The organism is Kribbella sp. NPDC020701 (genome assembly GCF_055562215.1).
Genome location: NZ_JBVHFT010000014.1, coordinates 142,224 through 159,763 on the forward strand (window position 1 = coordinate 142,224; position 17,540 = coordinate 159,763).

Consider the following 17,540-nt stretch of genomic DNA (forward strand, 5'->3'; position numbering starts at 1 on the left):
GCGACCCAGTGTTTGGCATAGGTTTCGGCGAGTGAAGATCGCAGTCGTACGGGAGACCAGACCGGCCGAGCGCCGGGTTGCGCTGGTGCCGGAACAAGTCGCGAAACTCATCGAGCTCGGCTACGAGGTGGCGGTCGAGCCTGCCGCCGGCGAGCGGGCCCTGTTCTCCGATGAGCAGTACCGCGACGCAGGGGCCGACGTCGCCTGGGGTGCCGACCACGCGGCCACGATCGTGGCATCGGTGCAGCCGCTCGAGCGGGAGCGCCTGCAGCGGTTGCACGCCGGTACGGCGCTGATGTCGTTCCTGCCGACGAATCCACCGGATATGGTCCGGACCGCAACGCGGGCCAAGCTGACCGCGTTCGCGATGGAGCTCGTCCCGCGGATCTCCCGGGCACAGTCGATGGACGCGCTGTCCTCCCAGGCCCTGGTCGCGGGATACCGGGCCGCGATCGTCGCGGCCGAACGGCTCCCGCGATTCTTCCCGCTGAACATGACCGCGGCCGGCACCGTCCCGCCGGCCCAGGTCCTCGTCCTCGGCGCGGGCGTCGCCGGTCTGCAGGCGATCGCGACCTGCAAGCGCCTCGGTGCCGTCGTCAAGGCGTACGACGTTCGTACGGCGGCGGCCGAGGAGATCGCGTCGATGGGCGCCGTCCCGATCGAGCTCGAGCTCGGCACTCTGGACGGGCCGGGCGGCTACGCCCGCGAGATGACGGCCGAACGTGCCCAGCTCCAGCGCGAACTGCTCACGCCGTACGTCGCCGCCGCGGACGCCCTGATCACGACAGCCGCCGTACCGGGCCGGACCGCACCGCAACTGGTCTCGCGGTCCATGGTCGAGCAGATGAAGCCGGGGTCGGTCGTGGTTGACCTGGCCTCCGAGCAGGGCGGCAACGTCGAGGGATCCGTGGCCGGCACCGAGCTGACCATCGGCGACGCGCTGGTCTGGGGTGGCGCGAACGTACCGAGCCAGATGGCCGGACCGGCCAGCCGGCTCTACGGTCAGAACATCACCAACCTGATCCGGCTGATGACCCGCAACGCCGCCTTCGACCCCGACTTCAACGACGAGATCGTCCGCGGCTGCTGCGTCACCCACGACGGCAGCGTCCTGCACGAGCCGACCCGCGAGCTTCTGGAAGGACCGCTCTGATGGCCGGGCCTTCGGCACCGGCGTGGTCACGGGGCCTTGGCTCCCGGTCTTCCCTCGTCACTCCAGTCGCTTCGCTCCCTACGCTCCTCAGTCCAGACCGGGAGGCCCCGTGACCGAGTCAATTGCGCTACTCACGATCTTCGTGTTGGCGGCGTTCGTCGGGGTCGAGGTGATCAGCAAGGTCTCCTCGACGCTGCACACCCCGCTGATGTCCGGGGCGAACGCGATCCACGGCGTCATCCTGGTCGGCGCCATCATCGTCACCGGGCAGGCCGAGTCCGCTCTGGTGGTCGTGGTCGGGCTCCTGGCCGTCGTACTGGCGACGGTCAACATGGTCGGCGGGTTCGTGGTCACCGACCGAATGCTGGAGATGTTCAAAGGTCCGGGGGCTCGCAAGAAGGAGCTGCACAAGTGATCCCCACCTGGGCCCAGATCGGCTATCTGGTTTCCGCGGTCTGTTTCATCGTCGCGCTGAAGGCGCTGTCGTCGCCGCGGAGCGCCCGGGCCGGCAACCTGCTCGGTGCCGCCGGTGCGGTGCTCGCGGTGATCATCACGTTCGCCGCGTACAAGCCGGACCACCTGGCGCCGATCCTGATCGCCCTCGCGGTCGGCACGGTCGGCGGTGTGATCGGGTCGCGGCGGGTGCAGATGACGCACATGCCGCAACTCGTTGCCTTGTTCAACGGTGTCGGCGGTGGCGCGGCCGCGCTGGTCGCGCTGATCGAGCTCGGCGAGGTGCGCGACGGCCAGACGGTCGCCGCGATCGCGACCGCGTTCACCGTGCTGGTCGGTGCGATCAGCTTCTCGGGTTCGGTGGTGACGTTCGCCAAGCTGCAGGAGCTGATGACCACGCGGCCGGTGACGTTCCCCGGGCTGCCGGTGCTTTTCATCGCCTCGATCCTCGGCGGGATCGCGCTGTCGGTCTGGCTCGTCTCCGATCCGCGGGTGTGGGTCGGCGTACTGCTCTGCCTGCTCGGTCTCGCGATCGGCGTGATGCTGGTGCTGCCGGTGGGCGGGGCCGACGTACCGATCGTCATCTCGCTGCTGAACGCGTTCACCGGCCTGACGGTGGCGGCCGGCGGTTATGTGCTCGGCAACAGCCTGCTGCTGATCGCGGGCACGCTGGTCGGCGCGGCCGGTACGTTGCTGACCAAACTGATGGCGGACGCGATGGGACGGTCCGTCTTCAACATCCTCTTCGGCGCCGTGCGCGGCGGGTCCACCCTCGGCGGCGGTACGGCGTCCGAACGGCCGGTCATCTCCGGTGGCGCCGAGGACGTGGCGATCCTGCTCGGGTACGCGAACAAGGTCATCATCGTGCCGGGCTACGGTCTGGCCGTCGCCCAGGCGCAGCACGCCCTGCGCGACCTGGTCGACGAGCTCCAGGCCCGCGGCGTGAAGGTCGACTACGCGATCCACCCGGTCGCGGGCCGGATGCCCGGCCACATGAACGTCCTGCTCGCCGAGGCCCAGGTCCCCTACGACCAGCTCCGCGAGATGGACGACATCAACGGCGACTTCAAGTCGACGGATGTGGTCCTGGTCGTCGGCGCCAACGACGTGGTCAACCCCGCCGCCCGCAACACCCCGTCCGCCCCCATCTACGGCATGCCCATCCTGAACGCAGACGAGGCGCAGCGAGTCGTCTTCCTCAAACGCTCCATGCGCCCCGGCTTCGCCGGCATCGAGAACGAACTCCTCTACGACCCCCGAACCACGCTCCTCTTCGGCGACGCCCGAGACTCCCTGACCAAACTCCTAGCCGCCCTGAAGAACGTCTGACCCACCCGTGGCTGGGTCACCGCACTCAGCCACGCTCGGCGACGAAGGTGTACAACTCCCGCTTCCCCGCACCTTCATTGGGGACCCGAGGATCAGATAGCGTACGTCGACCAGCGCCAGGAAGTGGTCGTCCGGCGGCTCGTTGGCTCGCGGTCCAAGGGTGTGTCATCTGGCACGATCCCCAGGCGGACTTGGTCGGCCGGAACTGCTGCATTCTTTGGTATGCACGTTCTCGGCCTTCGGGGCCCTCTATGTCGCGGGCTGTGCGTTGGATCAGGAATTCGCTGTAGTCGGCGATGAACTGGCCGGCGGTGATCTGGTCGTTCTTGAGGTCCGTGGTGAGCTCGTCGAGCTGCTGCTGCCGGCGTGCGGTCAGGCGCTCGAAGTCGACCGACGGGTGCAGCGGATACTCCTCGTCCGCGATGTTCCAGCGCGGCACCACCAGCCCCGGCTCGCGGAGCCGATCGATCTCGGCCTGAACGTCACCAGGCCCATTCCCCTCCGATCCGCCGGTCGTTCTCGCCATCATTTCCCACCGACGAGGTTCGCTGTGCCCTGCGCGCATTCCCACGGCCGATCTGCACACGCCTGGGACTGGGGCTTCATCACTCGCAAACACTGAGCGAACTCTCAGATAGTGCAGTCACACCCAACCGCGCTTGGCCGCGGCGACTCCCAGTTCAAATCGACTGGCAGCATCAAGGCGCTCGGAGAGGTTGGCGGTAATCCGCCGAGCAGTACGCAACGAGATGCCCAGGAGTCGCGCAACCTGCTCGTCCTTGGCTCCGCCGGCGAGGAGGCGCAGTACCTCTGCCTCATGCGGGGTGAGCGGGGTGTCGTCGTCGCGGTCGTCTGGGTCGAACATCTCGGTCGCGCGCGACCAGTAGGCGTCGAACAAGGCGAGGGCGACGGAGACGACGGCGGGTGTGCGGTGGATCACGGCGCCGGCGGTCGGGTTCTCCGGATCCATCGGCATGATCACGATCTCCTGGTCGAAGATCAGCAGCCGCATCGGAAGGGTCGGCGTCGCCCGCACCTCACCGCCGAGCCGGTGCATCCTGGCGGCGTAGTCCAGCGCCTGCTTCGACGCGGTCATGCTCTGGAGGTAGACCGTGCGCATCTTGAGTCCGCGCTCGAGGAGGACGACGTCAGGCGACCTGTCGACCAACTGGACGACGTCGTCGACGTGCGCCGGCACCAGGCCCCAGAAGGTGTCCCGAGCCTTCAGCGCCAGTTCCTCGATGCGCCGAGACGCATTCGCCCTGCCCTTGAGGATCTCGACGTCACCGCTGCTACGGGCGGTGAGGAGTTCGTTGTACTGCTCAGCGACCACCTCGGCCGAGGCTTCGGCCTCCTTGAGCTCGCCGAGAAGCTTGTTCAACTCGGTCCGCCGGCGCTCGGCAAGACCGGTCAGCCCCACCCGAGGGTGAACGGCGTGCTCCGCCTCAGGGTTGGTCCAGGTGGGGACCAACAGCTCAAGCTCTCGGAGGCTGTTCATGAGCTCATGGACTTCGGCTACGGGTCTATTTACTAGCGCCGCTATCCGGTCGGGCGTACTGTCTGGGTGGCTGAGCAGGGCGTGATAGACCGCAAAGGTGGCTTCATCCACTCCTAGCGGCTCGAGCACGATCCTTCTCCCCAGAACTTGTCGGAACCGACCATATACAGAGTGCGTCGACAATGAGCACTCAATAGTGGTTCCGGATTACTTCGAAGGGACAAGTTGTGATCAAGAAGTTGCTGATCGTAGTCAGTTCCGCCCTGCTTCTGACCGCAGCCGCTACGCTCCCGGCGTCTGCTGCTGATGCCGCTGCTGAGCCGAACTGCATCGGGATGACGTGCTGGTAGCGGTCCTGGCAACCCGGTCGTCCGGAGGTCCCTCGCGCGTCCCGTAGACTGCGGGTGTGGCTCGTGGCGATGGTCGGCTGACTCATGAGATTGATCCGCAGGACCTGGGACCGCAGGATGCTTGTGGGGTGTTCGGGGTCTGGGCTCCTGGCGAAGAGGTTGCCAAGCTCACCTATTTCGGGCTCTACGCACTGCAGCACCGCGGGCAGGAGTCGGCGGGGATCGCGGTCAGTAACGGTAGCCAGATTCTGGTCTACAAGGACATGGGCCTGGTCAGTCAGGCGTTCGACGAGGCGACGCTGGCGTCGCTGCGCGGGCATATCGCGATCGGCCACTGCCGGTACTCGACGACCGGGTCCAGTGTGTGGGCCAACGCGCAGCCGACGTTCCGGTCCACCGCGACCGGTTCGATCGCGCTCGGTCACAACGGGAACCTGACCAACACCGGTGAGCTGGCCGCCAGCCTGAACGGCGAGGGTGATCTCGATCTCGGCCTGGACGTCGAGGTCGAGCACGCGAAGGCGAACGCCAAGCACAGCGCCTCGTCCGACACCGACATCCTCACCTCGATGCTCGCCGGATACCCGGACCTCACCATCGAGGAAGCGGCCGCGAAGGTGCTGCCGAAGGTCAAGGGCGCCTTCAGCCTGATCTTCATGGACGAGAACACCCTGTACGCCGCTCGCGACCCACAGGGCATCCGCCCGTTGGTGCTGGGCCGCCTGGAGCGCGGCTGGGTGATCGCCAGTGAGACCGCCGCCCTCGACATCGTCGGTGCGAGCTTCATCCGCGAGGTCGAGCCGGGTGAGATCGTCGCGATCGACGCCGAAGGGCTCCGCTCGACCAAGTTCGCCGAGCCGGACCCGAAGGGCTGCCTGTTCGAGTTCGTCTACCTGGCCCGCCCGGACACCCAGATCTCCGGCCAGCGGATCCACTCCACGCGCGTGGAGATCGGCCGCCGCCTGGCCCGCGAGCACCCGGCGGACGCCGACCTGGTGATCGCCACCCCGGAGTCCGGCGTACCGGGCGCGATCGGGTACGCCGAGGAGTCCGGCATCCCGTACGGCGCCGGCCTGGTCAAGAACGCGTACGTCGGCCGCACGTTCATCCAGCCGAGTCAGACCATCCGCCAGCTCGGGATCCGGCTCAAGCTGAACCCGCTGCGCGAGGTGATCGAGGGCAAGCGGCTGGTCGTGGTGGACGACACGATCGTCCGCGGTAACACCCAGCGCGCGGTCATCCGGATGCTCCGTGAGGCCGGCGCGAAGGAGATCCACGTCCGGATCACGGCCCCGCCGGTGAAGTGGCCGTGCTTCTACGGCATCGACTTCGCCAGCCGCGCCGAGCTGATCGCGAACGGCCTGAACACCGAGGAGATCTGCCGCTCGCTCGGCGCCGACTCGCTCGGCTACATCAGCCTGGATGTCCTGGTCGAGGCCACCACGGTGCCGAAGGACCGGCTCTGCCGCGCGTGCTTCGACGGGGTCTACCCGGTGGCGCTGCCGGAACCGGAACACCTCGGCAAGCACCTGCTCGAGCTGCCCGTGGCCACCGACGCCGACGGGCTGGCCACGGTGTCCGGCGGTGGCGGTGCCGCCGACGCGCTCAGTCGCCCGTAGTACGCCGTACCGAGGAGAGAAGATCGTGAGTCAAGGCGCGAGCTATGCCGCCGCCGGAGTCGACATCGAGGCTGGTGACCGGGCCGTCGAGCTGATGAAGGAGTGGGTGGCCAAGGCGACCCGCCCGGAGGTGGTCGGCGGCCTCGGCGGGTTCGCCGGGCTGTTCGACGCGACCGCGCTGACGTCGTACCGGCGGCCGCTGCTGGCGACCTCGACGGACGGGATCGGGACCAAGGTCGCGATCGCGCAGAAGCTGGACAAGCACGACACGATCGGGTTCGACCTGGTCGGGATGGTCGTCGACGACCTGGTCGTGTGCGGCGCCGAGCCGCTGTTCATGACCGACTACATCTGCACCGGCAAGGTGGTCCCGGAGACGATCGCGCAGATCGTGAAGGGCATCGCCGAGGCGTGCGTGGAGGCCGGTACGGCGCTCGTCGGCGGCGAGACCGCGGAACACCCGGGCCTGCTGGAGGCTGACGAGTACGACGTGGCCGGCGCGGCGACCGGTGTCGTCGAGGCCGACGAGGTGCTCGGTGCGGAGCGGGTGCGCGCGGGGGACGTCGTGGTCGCGATGGGGTCGTCGGGGCTGCACTCGAACGGGTACTCGCTGGTGCGGCACGTGTTCTTCGAGCGTGCCAAGTGGACGCTGGACCGGGAGGTGCCGGAGCTTGGCACGACGCTGGGTGAGGTGCTGCTGACGCCGACCCGGGTCTACGCGAAGCACTGCCTGGAGCTGATCCAGGAGCTGAACGGCGGGGACGAGCGGCCGCTGCACGCGATGTCGCACATCACCGGGGGTGGGTTCGCGGCGAACCTGGCGCGGGTGATTCCGGATGAGTTGTCGGTCCGGATCGACCGGGGGACGTGGGCGCCGGCGCCGGTGTTCGGGCTGGTGGGGCTGCTGGGGGATGTGGCGCTGCCGGAGTTGGAGAAGACGCTGAACATGGGGGCGGGGATGGTTGCCGTACTGGATCCGTCGGCGGCGGATGCGGCGATTGCGGCGCTGGGGGCGCGCGATATTCCGGCGTGGGTCTGTGGTGAGGTCAGCGCTGAGCCGGGTGGCAGTGTCGTGCTCGAAGGTTCGTACGCCAAGTAGCTCGCTGCCGCAGCCGTCGCTTGGTTCTGCGGGTAGCTCCCAGCCGGCGCTTTGCAGGTCGGCTGGGACGGTGACCGTCGGCGGCCAAGCAAAGCCCCGGCTGGGAGCAGTTGCCCCTGTGGCCGGCGCCAGGCTGTCGGCAAGCAGCTGTCGCTGAGACGCCGGAAGCCGGTGCCGGACGCAGTTGTCAGGCTGAGGCGGGCGCCAGGTGCAGCTGTCGCTGAGTTGGTGCCGTGTTGGTGCGCTGCCGGCTACGCCCTGGAAGTGGGTAGCAGGCAGCGCATCGGTGGTGCTGGTGTGGTGGAGCTCGTCGGGCGCACGGTGAACTGCTCAGGCACCCCGAGAGGTGCTGAGCAGTCAGCCGGGCTGGTGTTGCTTACCGACGGGGGTGGTAGTCGTCGGCGTCGTCTCCGTCGCCGTCGTTGTCGCCGTTCGCAGAACCGTTCCCACCCTGCTCACCGGACAGCTCACGCTTGAGCTGATCCAAATCGGTGTCCCAGGTGCGGTACTTCAGGTCGCGAGCGACCTTCGTCTGCTTGGCCTTTGCACGGCCGCGCCCCATAGCGTCGACCCCCTCGCACAAGTCAACCGGGTACGCAGCGTGGCGCCCACGGATCAGTCGTCAGTAATCGTGGTTCAAGGATACCCGGAGCGAGGGATCGACACACGCACCGCCCCCTGGCTGGGACAAGGAGAGGTCCGATCACACGGCCGGCGGGGCGGGCCGGTCCCCTCAAACCGGCCCACCCCGCCGCGTCCAGTCCTTCTATTTAACCTCGCGACGTGAGCTAGCCCACAGTCCGACGATGGTCGGAAGGACGATCCAGACCCCGATCGCGGTCAGCGTCTCGGGCAGCATCCCGTGCAGGTCGCGCTCCGCGATCCGGCCGAAGGCGCCGAACACGTCCAGCCAGTTCGCGTTGTCCTTGAACAGTGCCGGCCCGGCCAGCGACCAGGCGGTCGGGGCGATGAAGTAGACCAGGATCGCGACCGCGGTCTGGGCGATGACCGCACCGAAGGCGGCACCCATCACCACGTTCAGCGCGACGGTCAGGTAGGCCCCGGCGAGCTGCCCGCCCAGTCCGGCGTACGACGTCGTGTGGTCGGTGACCGCGCCGGCGAGCGCCGTACCGGCGAGCGCGATGAGGACGACCGCGGTCATCACCACGACGCTCAGCACGACCGCGGAGACGAACTTGGCCAGCTGGACCCGCACCCGGCGGGGCGACAGCGTGAACGTGGTCAATGCGGTCCGCTGAGTCCACTCCGAAGTCATCGCCATCACGCCGATCACCGGCAGCAGCAGCATGACGCTGGTCGACGCGGCGCCCAGGAAGCCGTCGATGCCGGCCGGTCCCTGCGGCAGGTGGGTCAGCTGCCAGCCGACCGCGATCGCGGCCAGCAGCAGGATCGCGGCGATCAGGACCCGGCCGCTGCGAGTGTTCACGGCCTTGCGGAGTTCGATGGTGACGAGTTTCAGGAAGGACTGCCCGCGGGCGGGCGGCAATGCGGTCGCCACCTCGGCCCGGTGCTTGGGGGCGGTCGGCGCGATCTCAGTGACGGTGGTCATGGTGATGAGCTCCAGAAAAGTAGGTGTGATCAGGCCGCTGCGGCGGTCGGAGTGGTGAGCTGGAAGAACAGGTCCTCCAGGCCGGCGCCGTCGCTCTGGCGCAGCTCGATCAGGATCTGGCCGGCGGCCGCGGCGGCGCGCCCGACCTGCTCGGCGGTGGCGTCGACCCGCAGCGAGCCGTCGTGCAGCGGCTCGAGCTGCAGGCCGGCGGCGGTCAGGGCCTGGTTGAGTCCGATCGGGTCGAGACCGCGGACGAGCGTCCCGCTTCCGGCCAGCAGTTCTTCCAGCGAGCCGTTGGCGACGATCCGCCCGCCGCCGATGACGACCAGCCGGTCGACGGTTGCTTGCACCTCGCCCAGCAGGTGGCTGGACAGGATCACTGTGCCGCCACGGGACGCGAAGTCCTGCAGCAGGCCGCGCATCCACCGGATGCCCTCGGGGTCCATCCCGTTGGCCGGCTCGTCCAGGATCAGTACGGCGGGGTCGCCGAGCAGCGCGCTCGCGATACCGAGCCGCTGCCGCATACCGAGCGAATACTGACCGACGCGGCGCTTCGCGGCCGGGGTGAGCCCGACGGCCTCGAGCATCTCGTCGACCCGGCCCTTCGGGACGCCGAGCAGGCTGGCGTTCAGCAGCAGCGTCTCGCGGCCGGTACGGCCGGGATGCTGCGCGGCGGCGTCCAGCATGACCCCGACGACCCGGCCGGGGTTCGGCAGGTCGGCGTACCGCTTGGCGGTGATGGTCGCGGTGCCGGAGGTCGGTGGGGTGAGCCCGGTCAGCATCCGCAGCGTGGTCGACTTGCCGGCGCCGTTCGGGCCGAGGAAGCCGGTGATGCTGCCGGGCTCGACGGTGAACGACACATCCTGGACAGCCGTGGTGCTGCCGTAGCGCTTGGTCAGGTTCTCGACGGTGATCATGGCAACGAGTCAACCGTCACGGACCCCGGTCGCACATCGGACAACCGGCTGCAGCGACCCCCTACGAAAGTCGTCCGGAACGACCCTGGATCCCACCCATGTGGGGGACGAGACGTCATCCGGCGGGCAACTACGCTGACAGAATGCGACGGTTGCGCCGGTGGTACGCCTGGTGGGTCAGGCATGCCCCGCGCCTGCGCGACATCCTGTACGTCGGCTTCAGCCTGCTCACCATCGTCGCCCAGGCCGCCTCCGGCCGGGCCGGCTGGGAGGTCAAGGACTGGTACGTCCTGGGCGTCGGCGTGGTCGCGTCGGTCGCGCTGCTCTGGCGCCGGCGGTTCCCGGCCACCGTCACCGCGATCACCGTCGTGGCGATGCTGACGTCGGGCGTCCTCGTGCCGATGGGTCTCGCCCTGCTGACGTTGGCCATCCGCCGCCGGGACGTCGTCCTCGCGATCCTCGGACTGGCCGCGTACGCCGCCTATGTCCTCAACACCTGGGGTGGGAACGGCCAGTTCTGGGTGCCCGTCTTCACCGGCCCGTTCCTGGTCGGGACGTGGATAGCCGTCGGCGCCTACATCGGCGCCCGCCGGGACCTGATGGTGTCGCTGCGGGACCGCGCCGAGCGGGCCGAGGCAGAACGTGAGCTGAGGAGTGAGCAGGCCCGGTTGGGCGAGCGTGCCCGGATCGCTCAGGAGATGCACGACGTACTCGCGCACAAGGTCTCGCTGATTGCCTTGCACGCCGGCGGACTCGAGGTGAACCCAGCCGTCGGCCCCGACAAGGTGGAGGGCTCGGCCCGGCTGATCCGGGAGACCGCACGGCAGGCGATGGAGGACCTGCGCGAGGTTCTCGGCGTACTGCGCTCTGACGTCAGTGTGGACGGGGCCGACTTGACGCCCGTGCCCCAAGCGTCGGATCTGGAGCGGCTGGTCGCGGCATCGCGGGACGCGGGGGTGAGTGTGACGGGCGAGTTCACGCTGCCGGACGACGTACCGGTCTCGCTTGGACGGACCGTCTACCGAGTGGTGCAGGAGTCGCTGACCAACGTGCATAAGCACGCGCGGGGAGCGTCGACGGCCGTGGTGGTGCACGGGGCGCGGGGCGAGGGTGTGACGGTCAGGGTGACGAACGTACGGCCGGTGGCTGCTGGTTCACTGCTCCCGGGCGCTGGAGCCGGTCTGGTCGGGCTGCGGGAGCGGGTGCAGTTGGTCGGCGGCCGGCTGACGACCGGGCCGACGGCGGAAGGCGGCTGGCGGGTGGAAGCCTGGCTGCCCTGGGCAGACCACCGGCAGAGCGCCGAGCCAGTGTTCGTGGACACGGCGTTGAATCGCGAGGAAAGGGAACGATGACGCGGCTGCTGATCGTGGACGACGAGGCGCTGGTGCGAGCCGGGCTGAAGATGATCCTCGAGTCCGACGACGACCTCGAGGTGGTCGCCGAGGCCGAGGACGGCGCCGACGCCGCGGCGATGGTGAAGGAGCACCGGCCGGACGTCGTCCTGATGGACATCCGGATGCCACGCCTGGACGGCTTGGCCGCGACCCGCGAGGTGCAGGCGTTGCCGGATCCGCCGAAGATCGTCGTACTGACGACGTTCGATCTGGACGACTACGTGTTCCGGGCCCTGCAGGCCGGCGCGAGCGGCTTCCTGTTGAAGGACACGCCGCCCCGCGAGCTGGTGCAGGCGATCAAGGTGGTCGCGGCCGGGGACGCGATGCTGTCGCCGGCGGTGACCCGCCGGCTGATCGGGCACTTCGCCGCGGACCCGCGGGCGGACCGGCGGCGGGCGGCGCAGGAGCGGATCAGCAAGCTCACCGAGCGCGAGCGTGAGGTGCTGGTCGAGGTCGGCCGCGGTCTGCCGAACGCCGACATCGGCAGGACGCTGTTCATGAGCGAGGCGACGGTGAAGGCGCATGTGTCCCGGGCGCTGGTGAAACTCGACGCCACGAACCGGGTCCAGGTCGCGATCCTGGCTTACGAGGCCGGCCTGCTGGATACCTGAGAAACCGGCCCGGGCCGTCGGAGGGGTGGGGGACGACGGCCCGTGCCGGTCTCAATGGCCAGCGTGCCTGGGGGAGAGGACGCTGACACCGGTCGTGCGCCTTGGGGGGAGGGCGCAGACCGGCAGGACTCAGACGCGGCCGAAGGCCACGCTGCTGGTCCAGATCTTCGCCTTCGCGACCGGGCGGCCCGGCTTCGAGGCGTGCCACAGCATGTTCCCGCCGGCGTAGATGCCGACGTGGTACACGCCGCCGCCACCGCTCTTGAAGAACACGAGGTCACCCGGCTTGGCGGTCTTGCGGGTGATGTGCTTCGTCGCGCTGTACTGCGCCCGCGACGTACGCGGCAGCTTCTTGCCGGCCTTCTTGTACACGTAGCCGGTGTAGCCGGAGCAGTCGAAGCCGCGCGGGGTCGTGCCGCCGTAGCGGTACGGCGTGCCCTTGAGCTTCGCCGCCTCCCGGAGCACCTTGGCCCGGAAGGTCGTGGTGCTGCCGCTGCTGCTCGCCTTGGCGCCCGGACCGTAGAGCACCTTGTGCTTGGCGGCCCAGGTCAGCCGGCCCCAGGTGAGCCTGTCCGTGTAGCCGGTCGCGCGCAGACCCCAGGAGGTCTGGAACTTCTTCAGCACCCGCACGGTGCTGGTGCCGAAGTAGCCGTCCGGGCCCAGGTGCAGAGCCCTCTGGACGTACTTCACAGTCGGGCCGGAGTCCCGGAACCGGAGCAACGGCCGGCTCGCGATGCTCATGTGGCCGCGCGCCTGAGCCGCGGTCAGGGTGGTTGCCGAGGCGGTGGCCGGAGTGGCGGCGACGCTGATGACGGCTCCACCTCCGACGGCGAGCCCGACCGAGAGGACGGCGGCCGCAGCCCGCGGGGCGGTCGGCTTGGTGGTCTTGCGGTGCTTCGCCAGGGTCCGGCCAGTGGGCCGGGAGGTACTGGAGTCGAGCTGGCTGACGGCGCGCGAAAGCGACGTCCGTCGGGCAGTGACGGGCATGGTTGTCTCCCGACGCCTGTGAAGTTAGCTGTCGGGTTCGGGCTGGGATTCTTAGCCCGGTCCGCTCCCGCGGACTTCACCCCAGGGTTTCGACCACTCACGGTCGAGACCCAACTTCCTGGGTCCCCCACCCCTGCCAATGGTTTTCGAGGGGAGCACGTGGGCCTTGGCAGGGCTCGGCGTTGACCCGCGTGCGGTTCGTGTTGTTTACCGAACCGCCGACGACTGTATAACAGAAGGATCACGACGCAAACCCTCAGATCCACAGAGACCCTCCGGAAAGGCCCTGGAGGGCTGCCTGACGGGTCAGGGATCCGGGGTGAACACCAGGTGTCCTGAGCGCGTCTGAGCGGCGCTCAGATGGCAAATGAGGGGTTCGGTGTGACCCCTGTCACATTTTGCGGTTGCTGTCTGTGACAACAGGCACAGTGCGTACTCAGGGCGCCCTGAAGTCCTTGTGATTTCAGCTATTTCCGAGCAGCTCGACGAACCGGTCCAGGCCGACGTTTCCGCCCGACAGGACGACTCCGACGCGCTCAGGTAGCCCACGGATCCGCCCGGCCAGCAACGCGGCCAGTGCGCACGCACCGCTCGGCTCGAGTACGATCTTCAGCCGTTCGAACGCGAACGCCATCGCAGCCACGATCTCGTCGTCGCTGACCAGCTCGAACGCGTCCACCAGTACCCGGTTCACCGCGAACGTGAGCTCGCCGGGCGTCGCGATCGCCTGCCCGTCCGCGATCGTCCGCGGTACGTCGATCTCCACCCGCTCGCCCGCGGCGAGCGACCGGGCGTGGTCGTCCCCGGCGGCCGGCTCGACACCGATCATCCGGATCCCGGGCGACATCATGGTCGCCGCGGTCGCGCAGCCGGCCATCAGTCCGCCGCCCCCCACCGGGACCAGCAGCGCCCCGAGGTGGCCGACCTCCTCGATCAGCTCCAGCGCGACCGTCCCCTGCCCGGCCATCACGTCGTAGTGGTCGTACGGCGGAATCAGCGTGAGCCCACGCTCGGCCGCCAACTCCTTGCCCAGTGCGGTCCGGTCCTGGGTGTAGCGGTCGTACGTGACGACTTCGGCGCCGTACCCACGGGTGGCGGCGAGCTTGGTCGGCGGCGCGTCCGTGGGCATCAGGATGACCGCCTTGGCTCCGGCGATCTGGGCCGCCAGGGCGACCGCTTGCGCGTGATTACCGGACGAGTACGCCGCGACGCCGTACCGGAGTTGCTCCGGGGTGAGCCGGCTGATCGCGTTGTACGCGCCACGGAACTTGAAGGCGCCGATCCGCTGGAAGTTCTCCGCCTTGAGGAACACCTGCGCCCCGACCCGGTCGTCCAGGGTCCGCGAGGTGAGCACCGGCGTACGGTGAGCGACGCCGGCGATCCGGTCCGCGGCAGCCCGGACATCTGTGAGACTCAGCACGGTCATGGGGCCTCCCGGCCTGGACTGAGGAGCGGAGCGACCGGAGCGACGAGGGAAGGCCGGGAGTAGCAGCCCCATGGCCCGCCGCGCCGGAGGCGTGGCATGAACACGGTCATGGAGGGACGCTATACCGATGTCAAGATCGGGTGGGCGGCTCCGTACTGATGGACGAGAGGCGCCCACACCGGGGGCCGCGGGTGAAGGAGACACCGTGAAGTACCTACTGGTCCTGAACATCAACCCCGACGTGCTGTCCGCGCTGAGCGAGGAGGAGCAGCAGGCCATCTTCGCCGGGCACGAGAAGTTCCTGGCGACGACCCAGGAGTCGGGAGAGTTCCACAGCACGGTCGCGCTGGCCGAGCCGGCCAAGACCGCGGTGGTCAAGGTCCGCGACGGCGTGCCGGCGGTGACGGACGGGCCGTTCCTGGAGGCGAAGGAGTTCCTGGCCGGCTACTACCTGATCGACGTGGCCACGCCGGAGCGCGCGTACGAACTGGCCGCCATGATCCCGGACGCCGGCATCGAGGGTCTGGGTGTCGAGGTCCGGCCGGTCATCCACGAGGTCGGTCTCTGACAAACACCAAGGGGGTTCTCCACAGGTTGTGGAGAACCCCCTCGGTCTGTGAGGTTCTCAGTCCGTCTGGTCGTCGACGTTCGCGTCGGCGGCGTTCTTCTTGATCGACTCGATGCCGTTCAGCGCTCCGGCCTTGCTCGAGTAGCTCTCGCTGCTGGTCGCGATCACCTCGCCGTTCCCGGCCTTCAGCCGGAACCGGAACTCGCCCGACTTGTCCTTGTAGAGCTCGAACTTCCCCGCCATCGGTATACCTCCACCTGGATTGATATCACTCCGTTCCGGAGCGTAGCGAGGTCAGCCCGCCGGAACCTCGCGCACCACGCCGGGTTCTCTGCTCCAGCCGACTACTGCCCCTTCTCCAGTACGCCGCGGATGCCGGCGACCGTCATCTCGATACCAAGGGCGTAGTACCGGTCCCTGGACGTGGGGCAGATCAGCGTATCCGCAGCGCTGGCGACCAGCGGGTACTTCCGCGGCGGCAGTGCGGCGAGCGACGCGCGCTTGCGCCGCATCGAGTCCTCCCGGGCCACCGGGTCGCTCACCTCGCGGGCGATGGGGTCCGTGGTGACCAGGGCGATCAGTGAGCAGAACGACTGCCGTCCGACCTCGGCCGCGTCGTCGACGGAGAACCCGCCCTCGGTGAGCAGCTCCAACGCGCGCTCGGCCATCACCAGTCCGGGGTCGGTCACCAGGATGCGGGGAAGTGTGAGGTCCGCCAGCCGCGGGTGTGCGCGCAGCGCGGTCACGAAGGCCGTCAGCAGCTTGTGCAGCTGCTTGTCCCACCGCTCGTCGGTCGGCTCCGGCAGGACGACGTCGGTCAGCATGCGATCGCCGAGCGCGGCGAGCAGGTCGTCCTTGTCCTTGAAATGCCGGTACAGCGCCATCGGCGTGACGTCGTGCTGGGCGGCCAGCCGGCGGAAGGTCACGGCAGTCGGGCCCTCGTTGTCGGCGATGGCCAGCGCGCTGTCGACGACCTTCGCCGGATCCAGGCGGCGGGAGGTCTCTTTGGTGATCACGTTGACAAGTTTACACCGTAGACCTACCGTCTACTACGTAAGCTTACGCCGTATACATACAACGTAGACTTCTTCTGAGTGAGGTAAGGCAATGCGACGCAGTCCTTGGGCCACCCTGACGGTGCTGGCTCTCGCGCAGTTCATCGTGGTGCTCGACGTGACGATCGTGAACGTCGCGCTGCCGCACATCCAGGCGGATCTGAACTTCTCCGCCGAGTCCCTGCAATGGGTGATCAACGCCTACACGTTGCTCTTCGGCGGCTTCCTGCTGCTCGGCGGGCGGATGGCCGACCTGCTCGGTCCGCGGCGGGTGTTCGTGGCCGGCCTGCTGCTGTTCGGTGTGACCTCGCTGGTGGCGGGGCTGTCCAACTCACCCGAGTTCCTCATCGGTGCGCGCGCCGTACAGGGTCTTGGCGGTGCACTGTTGTCACCGGCGGCGCTGGCGATCCTGACGATGACGTTCGCGCATGGACGTGAGCGAAACATCGCCATGGGTGTCTGGGGTGGTCTCGCTGGTCTTGGTGGAACGCTCGGTGTCGTCGCGGGCGGCGTACTGGTCGATTCACTCAGCTGGCAGTGGGTGTTCTTCGTCAATGTGCCCATCGTGATCGCACTGGTTGCTGTGGTGCCGGTGTTCGTTCGCGACGTACGGCACTCTTCTGGTCGTCGTACTTTCGACACTCTGGGGGCTGTGCTCGGGACTGCGGGACTTATGGCAGTCGTGTACGGCGTGGTGCGGTCGGAGCCCGCGGGTTGGGGGTCCGCTGAGGTTGTCGGCGTACTGATCGCCGGAGTGGTCTTGCTGGCGGCCTTTGTGGTGGTCGAGCGGCGGTCTGCTGCTCCGCTGGTGCCGATGCGGTTGTTCCGGTCGCGCGCGTTGAGTGTTTCGGGTGCATCGCTTGCTCTGAACGGCGCTGCGTTCCTCTCCATGTTCTTCTTGACCGCTATCTACCTGCAGCAGGTCCGTGGCGAAACGGCGCTCGAGGCGGGCGTGCACTTCCTGCCCATGGGTGGTGCGGCGATCGTCGGTGCTCTGTTGGCTTCGCAGCTCGTGCAGCGGGTCGGTACTCGTACGGTGCAGCTCGCCGGCGCCGGACTGAGCGTTGTCGGCCTCCTGTTGCTCTCGCAGGCCGACGCCACCGGTAGCTACGCGTCCCAGCTCCTGCCCGGCCTCATCATCTTCGGCTTCGGCATCATCGGCGTCGGGGTCCCCGGACAGATCACCGCTGTCTCTGAGGTCCGCCAGGCTGAGGCCGGCGCCGCGTCCGGTGTGGTCAACGCGATGTATCAGGTGGGTGGCGCGCTGGGTCTCGCCATAGTCACCACTCTCTCCATCACCCACACCACCAACGAACTGACCCACGGCGCCAGCCAGCTGTCCGCTCTCCAGTCCGGCTTCCAAAGAGGCCTCCTGGTAGCAGCACTCTTCGCCGTAGCCAATGTCCTACTCACCCTCGCGTCTCCCCAGTTGCAGCCCACCTCAGAAGAGTTGGCCGAAGCAACCGCAGCCGCCTAGCAATCCAGCAGTCCCGGCCCACCTTGGCCGGGAC

18 protein-coding genes and 1 riboswitch are annotated in these 17,540 nt (G+C 68.3%); of the genes, 9 read left to right on the top strand and 9 right to left on the bottom strand.

Annotated elements, in window-relative coordinates:
* Positions 1–31 precede the first annotated feature (31 nt).
* From ACZ3HV_RS30155 to ACZ3HV_RS30165, 3 genes are all read left to right on the top strand, one after another.
* Complete coding sequence (locus ACZ3HV_RS30155; protein WP_465689046.1) at positions 32–1,153, top strand: NAD(P) transhydrogenase subunit alpha; 1,122 nt, start codon at positions 32–34, stop codon at positions 1,151–1,153.
* A gap of 109 nt (positions 1,154–1,262) precedes the next feature.
* Positions 1,263–1,568: an NAD(P) transhydrogenase subunit alpha part 2 gene (locus tag ACZ3HV_RS30160; protein ID WP_360372940.1), complete on the top strand. Its 306-nt coding sequence runs from the start codon at positions 1,263–1,265 to the stop codon at positions 1,566–1,568.
* Positions 1,565–2,935, top strand: a complete 1,371-nt coding sequence (locus tag ACZ3HV_RS30165) for an NAD(P)(+) transhydrogenase (Re/Si-specific) subunit beta (protein WP_465689049.1) — start codon at positions 1,565–1,567, stop codon at positions 2,933–2,935. The genes ACZ3HV_RS30160 and ACZ3HV_RS30165 overlap by 4 nt, the downstream gene beginning before the upstream one ends.
* A 25-nt stretch (positions 2,936–2,960) precedes the next feature.
* On the opposite strand, the gene ACZ3HV_RS30170 is transcribed toward ACZ3HV_RS30165, so the two are convergent.
* Entirely contained in the window at positions 2,961–3,461 is a 501-nt protein-coding gene (locus ACZ3HV_RS30170) for a hypothetical protein (protein ID WP_465689051.1), read from the bottom strand.
* 117 nt (positions 3,462–3,578) lie between these two features.
* A complete protein-coding gene (locus ACZ3HV_RS30175; protein WP_465689053.1) occupies positions 3,579–4,433 on the bottom strand; it encodes a helix-turn-helix transcriptional regulator in 855 nt (284 codons plus the stop codon).
* Positions 4,434–4,839: 406 nt separating this feature from the next.
* On the opposite strand from ACZ3HV_RS30175, the gene purF reads away from it, so the two are divergent.
* Both purF and purM read left to right on the top strand, forming a co-directional pair.
* Positions 4,840–6,402, top strand: coding sequence for an amidophosphoribosyltransferase (gene purF, locus ACZ3HV_RS30180; RefSeq protein ID WP_465689055.1), 1,563 nt, complete (start codon positions 4,840–4,842; stop codon positions 6,400–6,402).
* Positions 6,403–6,427: 25 nt separating this feature from the next.
* Positions 6,428–7,501, top strand: coding sequence for a phosphoribosylformylglycinamidine cyclo-ligase (gene purM, locus ACZ3HV_RS30185; RefSeq protein WP_465689057.1), 1,074 nt, complete (start codon positions 6,428–6,430; stop codon positions 7,499–7,501).
* 376 nt (positions 7,502–7,877) lie between these two features.
* Here purM and ACZ3HV_RS30190 read toward each other — a convergent pair whose 3' ends face one another.
* The 3 genes from ACZ3HV_RS30190 to ACZ3HV_RS30200 form a co-directional block, all read right to left on the bottom strand.
* Complete coding sequence (locus ACZ3HV_RS30190) at positions 7,878–8,063, bottom strand: DUF3073 domain-containing protein (RefSeq protein WP_360372954.1); 186 nt, start codon at positions 8,061–8,063, stop codon at positions 7,878–7,880.
* Between the two features lie 204 nt (positions 8,064–8,267).
* Positions 8,268–9,071, bottom strand: a complete 804-nt coding sequence (locus tag ACZ3HV_RS30195; protein WP_465689059.1) for an ABC transporter permease — start codon at positions 9,069–9,071, stop codon at positions 8,268–8,270.
* A gap of 29 nt (positions 9,072–9,100) precedes the next feature.
* Positions 9,101–9,988, bottom strand: coding sequence for an ABC transporter ATP-binding protein (locus ACZ3HV_RS30200; protein ID WP_465689061.1), 888 nt, complete (start codon positions 9,986–9,988; stop codon positions 9,101–9,103).
* 143 nt (positions 9,989–10,131) lie between these two features.
* Between ACZ3HV_RS30200 and ACZ3HV_RS30205 the strand changes: the two genes are divergently transcribed.
* Entirely contained in the window at positions 10,132–11,340 is a 1,209-nt protein-coding gene (locus tag ACZ3HV_RS30205; RefSeq protein WP_465689063.1) for a sensor histidine kinase, read from the top strand.
* Positions 11,337–11,993 carry a response regulator gene (locus ACZ3HV_RS30210; RefSeq protein ID WP_465689065.1) on the top strand — a complete coding sequence of 219 codons (657 nt, stop codon included), beginning with the start codon at positions 11,337–11,339 and terminating at the stop codon, positions 11,991–11,993. The genes ACZ3HV_RS30205 and ACZ3HV_RS30210 overlap by 4 nt, the downstream gene beginning before the upstream one ends.
* 129 nt (positions 11,994–12,122) lie before the next feature.
* Here ACZ3HV_RS30210 and ACZ3HV_RS30215 read toward each other — a convergent pair whose 3' ends face one another.
* Both ACZ3HV_RS30215 and ACZ3HV_RS30220 read right to left on the bottom strand, forming a co-directional pair.
* Positions 12,123–12,980 carry a C40 family peptidase gene (locus ACZ3HV_RS30215; RefSeq protein WP_465689067.1) on the bottom strand — a complete coding sequence of 286 codons (858 nt, stop codon included), beginning with the start codon at positions 12,978–12,980 and terminating at the stop codon, positions 12,123–12,125.
* Positions 12,980–13,148, bottom strand: a riboswitch (cyclic di-AMP (ydaO/yuaA leader). Its footprint overlaps the gene before it by 1 nt.
* Before the next feature lie 295 nt (positions 13,149–13,443).
* The gene (locus ACZ3HV_RS30220) at positions 13,444–14,406 is read right to left on the bottom strand and encodes a threo-3-hydroxy-L-aspartate ammonia-lyase (RefSeq protein WP_465689070.1); all 963 of its coding nucleotides are present in this window, start codon (positions 14,404–14,406) and stop codon (positions 13,444–13,446) included.
* Between the two features lie 205 nt (positions 14,407–14,611).
* On the opposite strand from ACZ3HV_RS30220, the gene ACZ3HV_RS30225 reads away from it, so the two are divergent.
* Positions 14,612–14,974: a YciI family protein gene (locus tag ACZ3HV_RS30225; protein ID WP_360380713.1), complete on the top strand. Its 363-nt coding sequence runs from the start codon at positions 14,612–14,614 to the stop codon at positions 14,972–14,974.
* Positions 14,975–15,031: 57 nt separating this feature from the next.
* Here the strand turns inward: ACZ3HV_RS30225 and ACZ3HV_RS30230 are convergent, their stop codons facing one another.
* Positions 15,032–15,217, bottom strand: coding sequence for a YegP family protein (locus tag ACZ3HV_RS30230; RefSeq protein WP_360380716.1), 186 nt, complete (start codon positions 15,215–15,217; stop codon positions 15,032–15,034).
* A 101-nt stretch (positions 15,218–15,318) separates the two neighbouring features.
* Entirely contained in the window at positions 15,319–15,990 is a 672-nt protein-coding gene (locus ACZ3HV_RS30235; RefSeq protein WP_465689072.1) for a TetR/AcrR family transcriptional regulator, read from the bottom strand.
* A gap of 91 nt (positions 15,991–16,081) precedes the next feature.
* Here ACZ3HV_RS30235 and ACZ3HV_RS30240 point away from each other — a divergent pair, with 91 nt between their 5' ends.
* Positions 16,082–17,506, top strand: a complete 1,425-nt coding sequence (locus ACZ3HV_RS30240; RefSeq protein ID WP_465689074.1) for an MFS transporter — start codon at positions 16,082–16,084, stop codon at positions 17,504–17,506.
* The last annotated feature ends 34 nt before the right edge of the window (positions 17,507–17,540 follow it).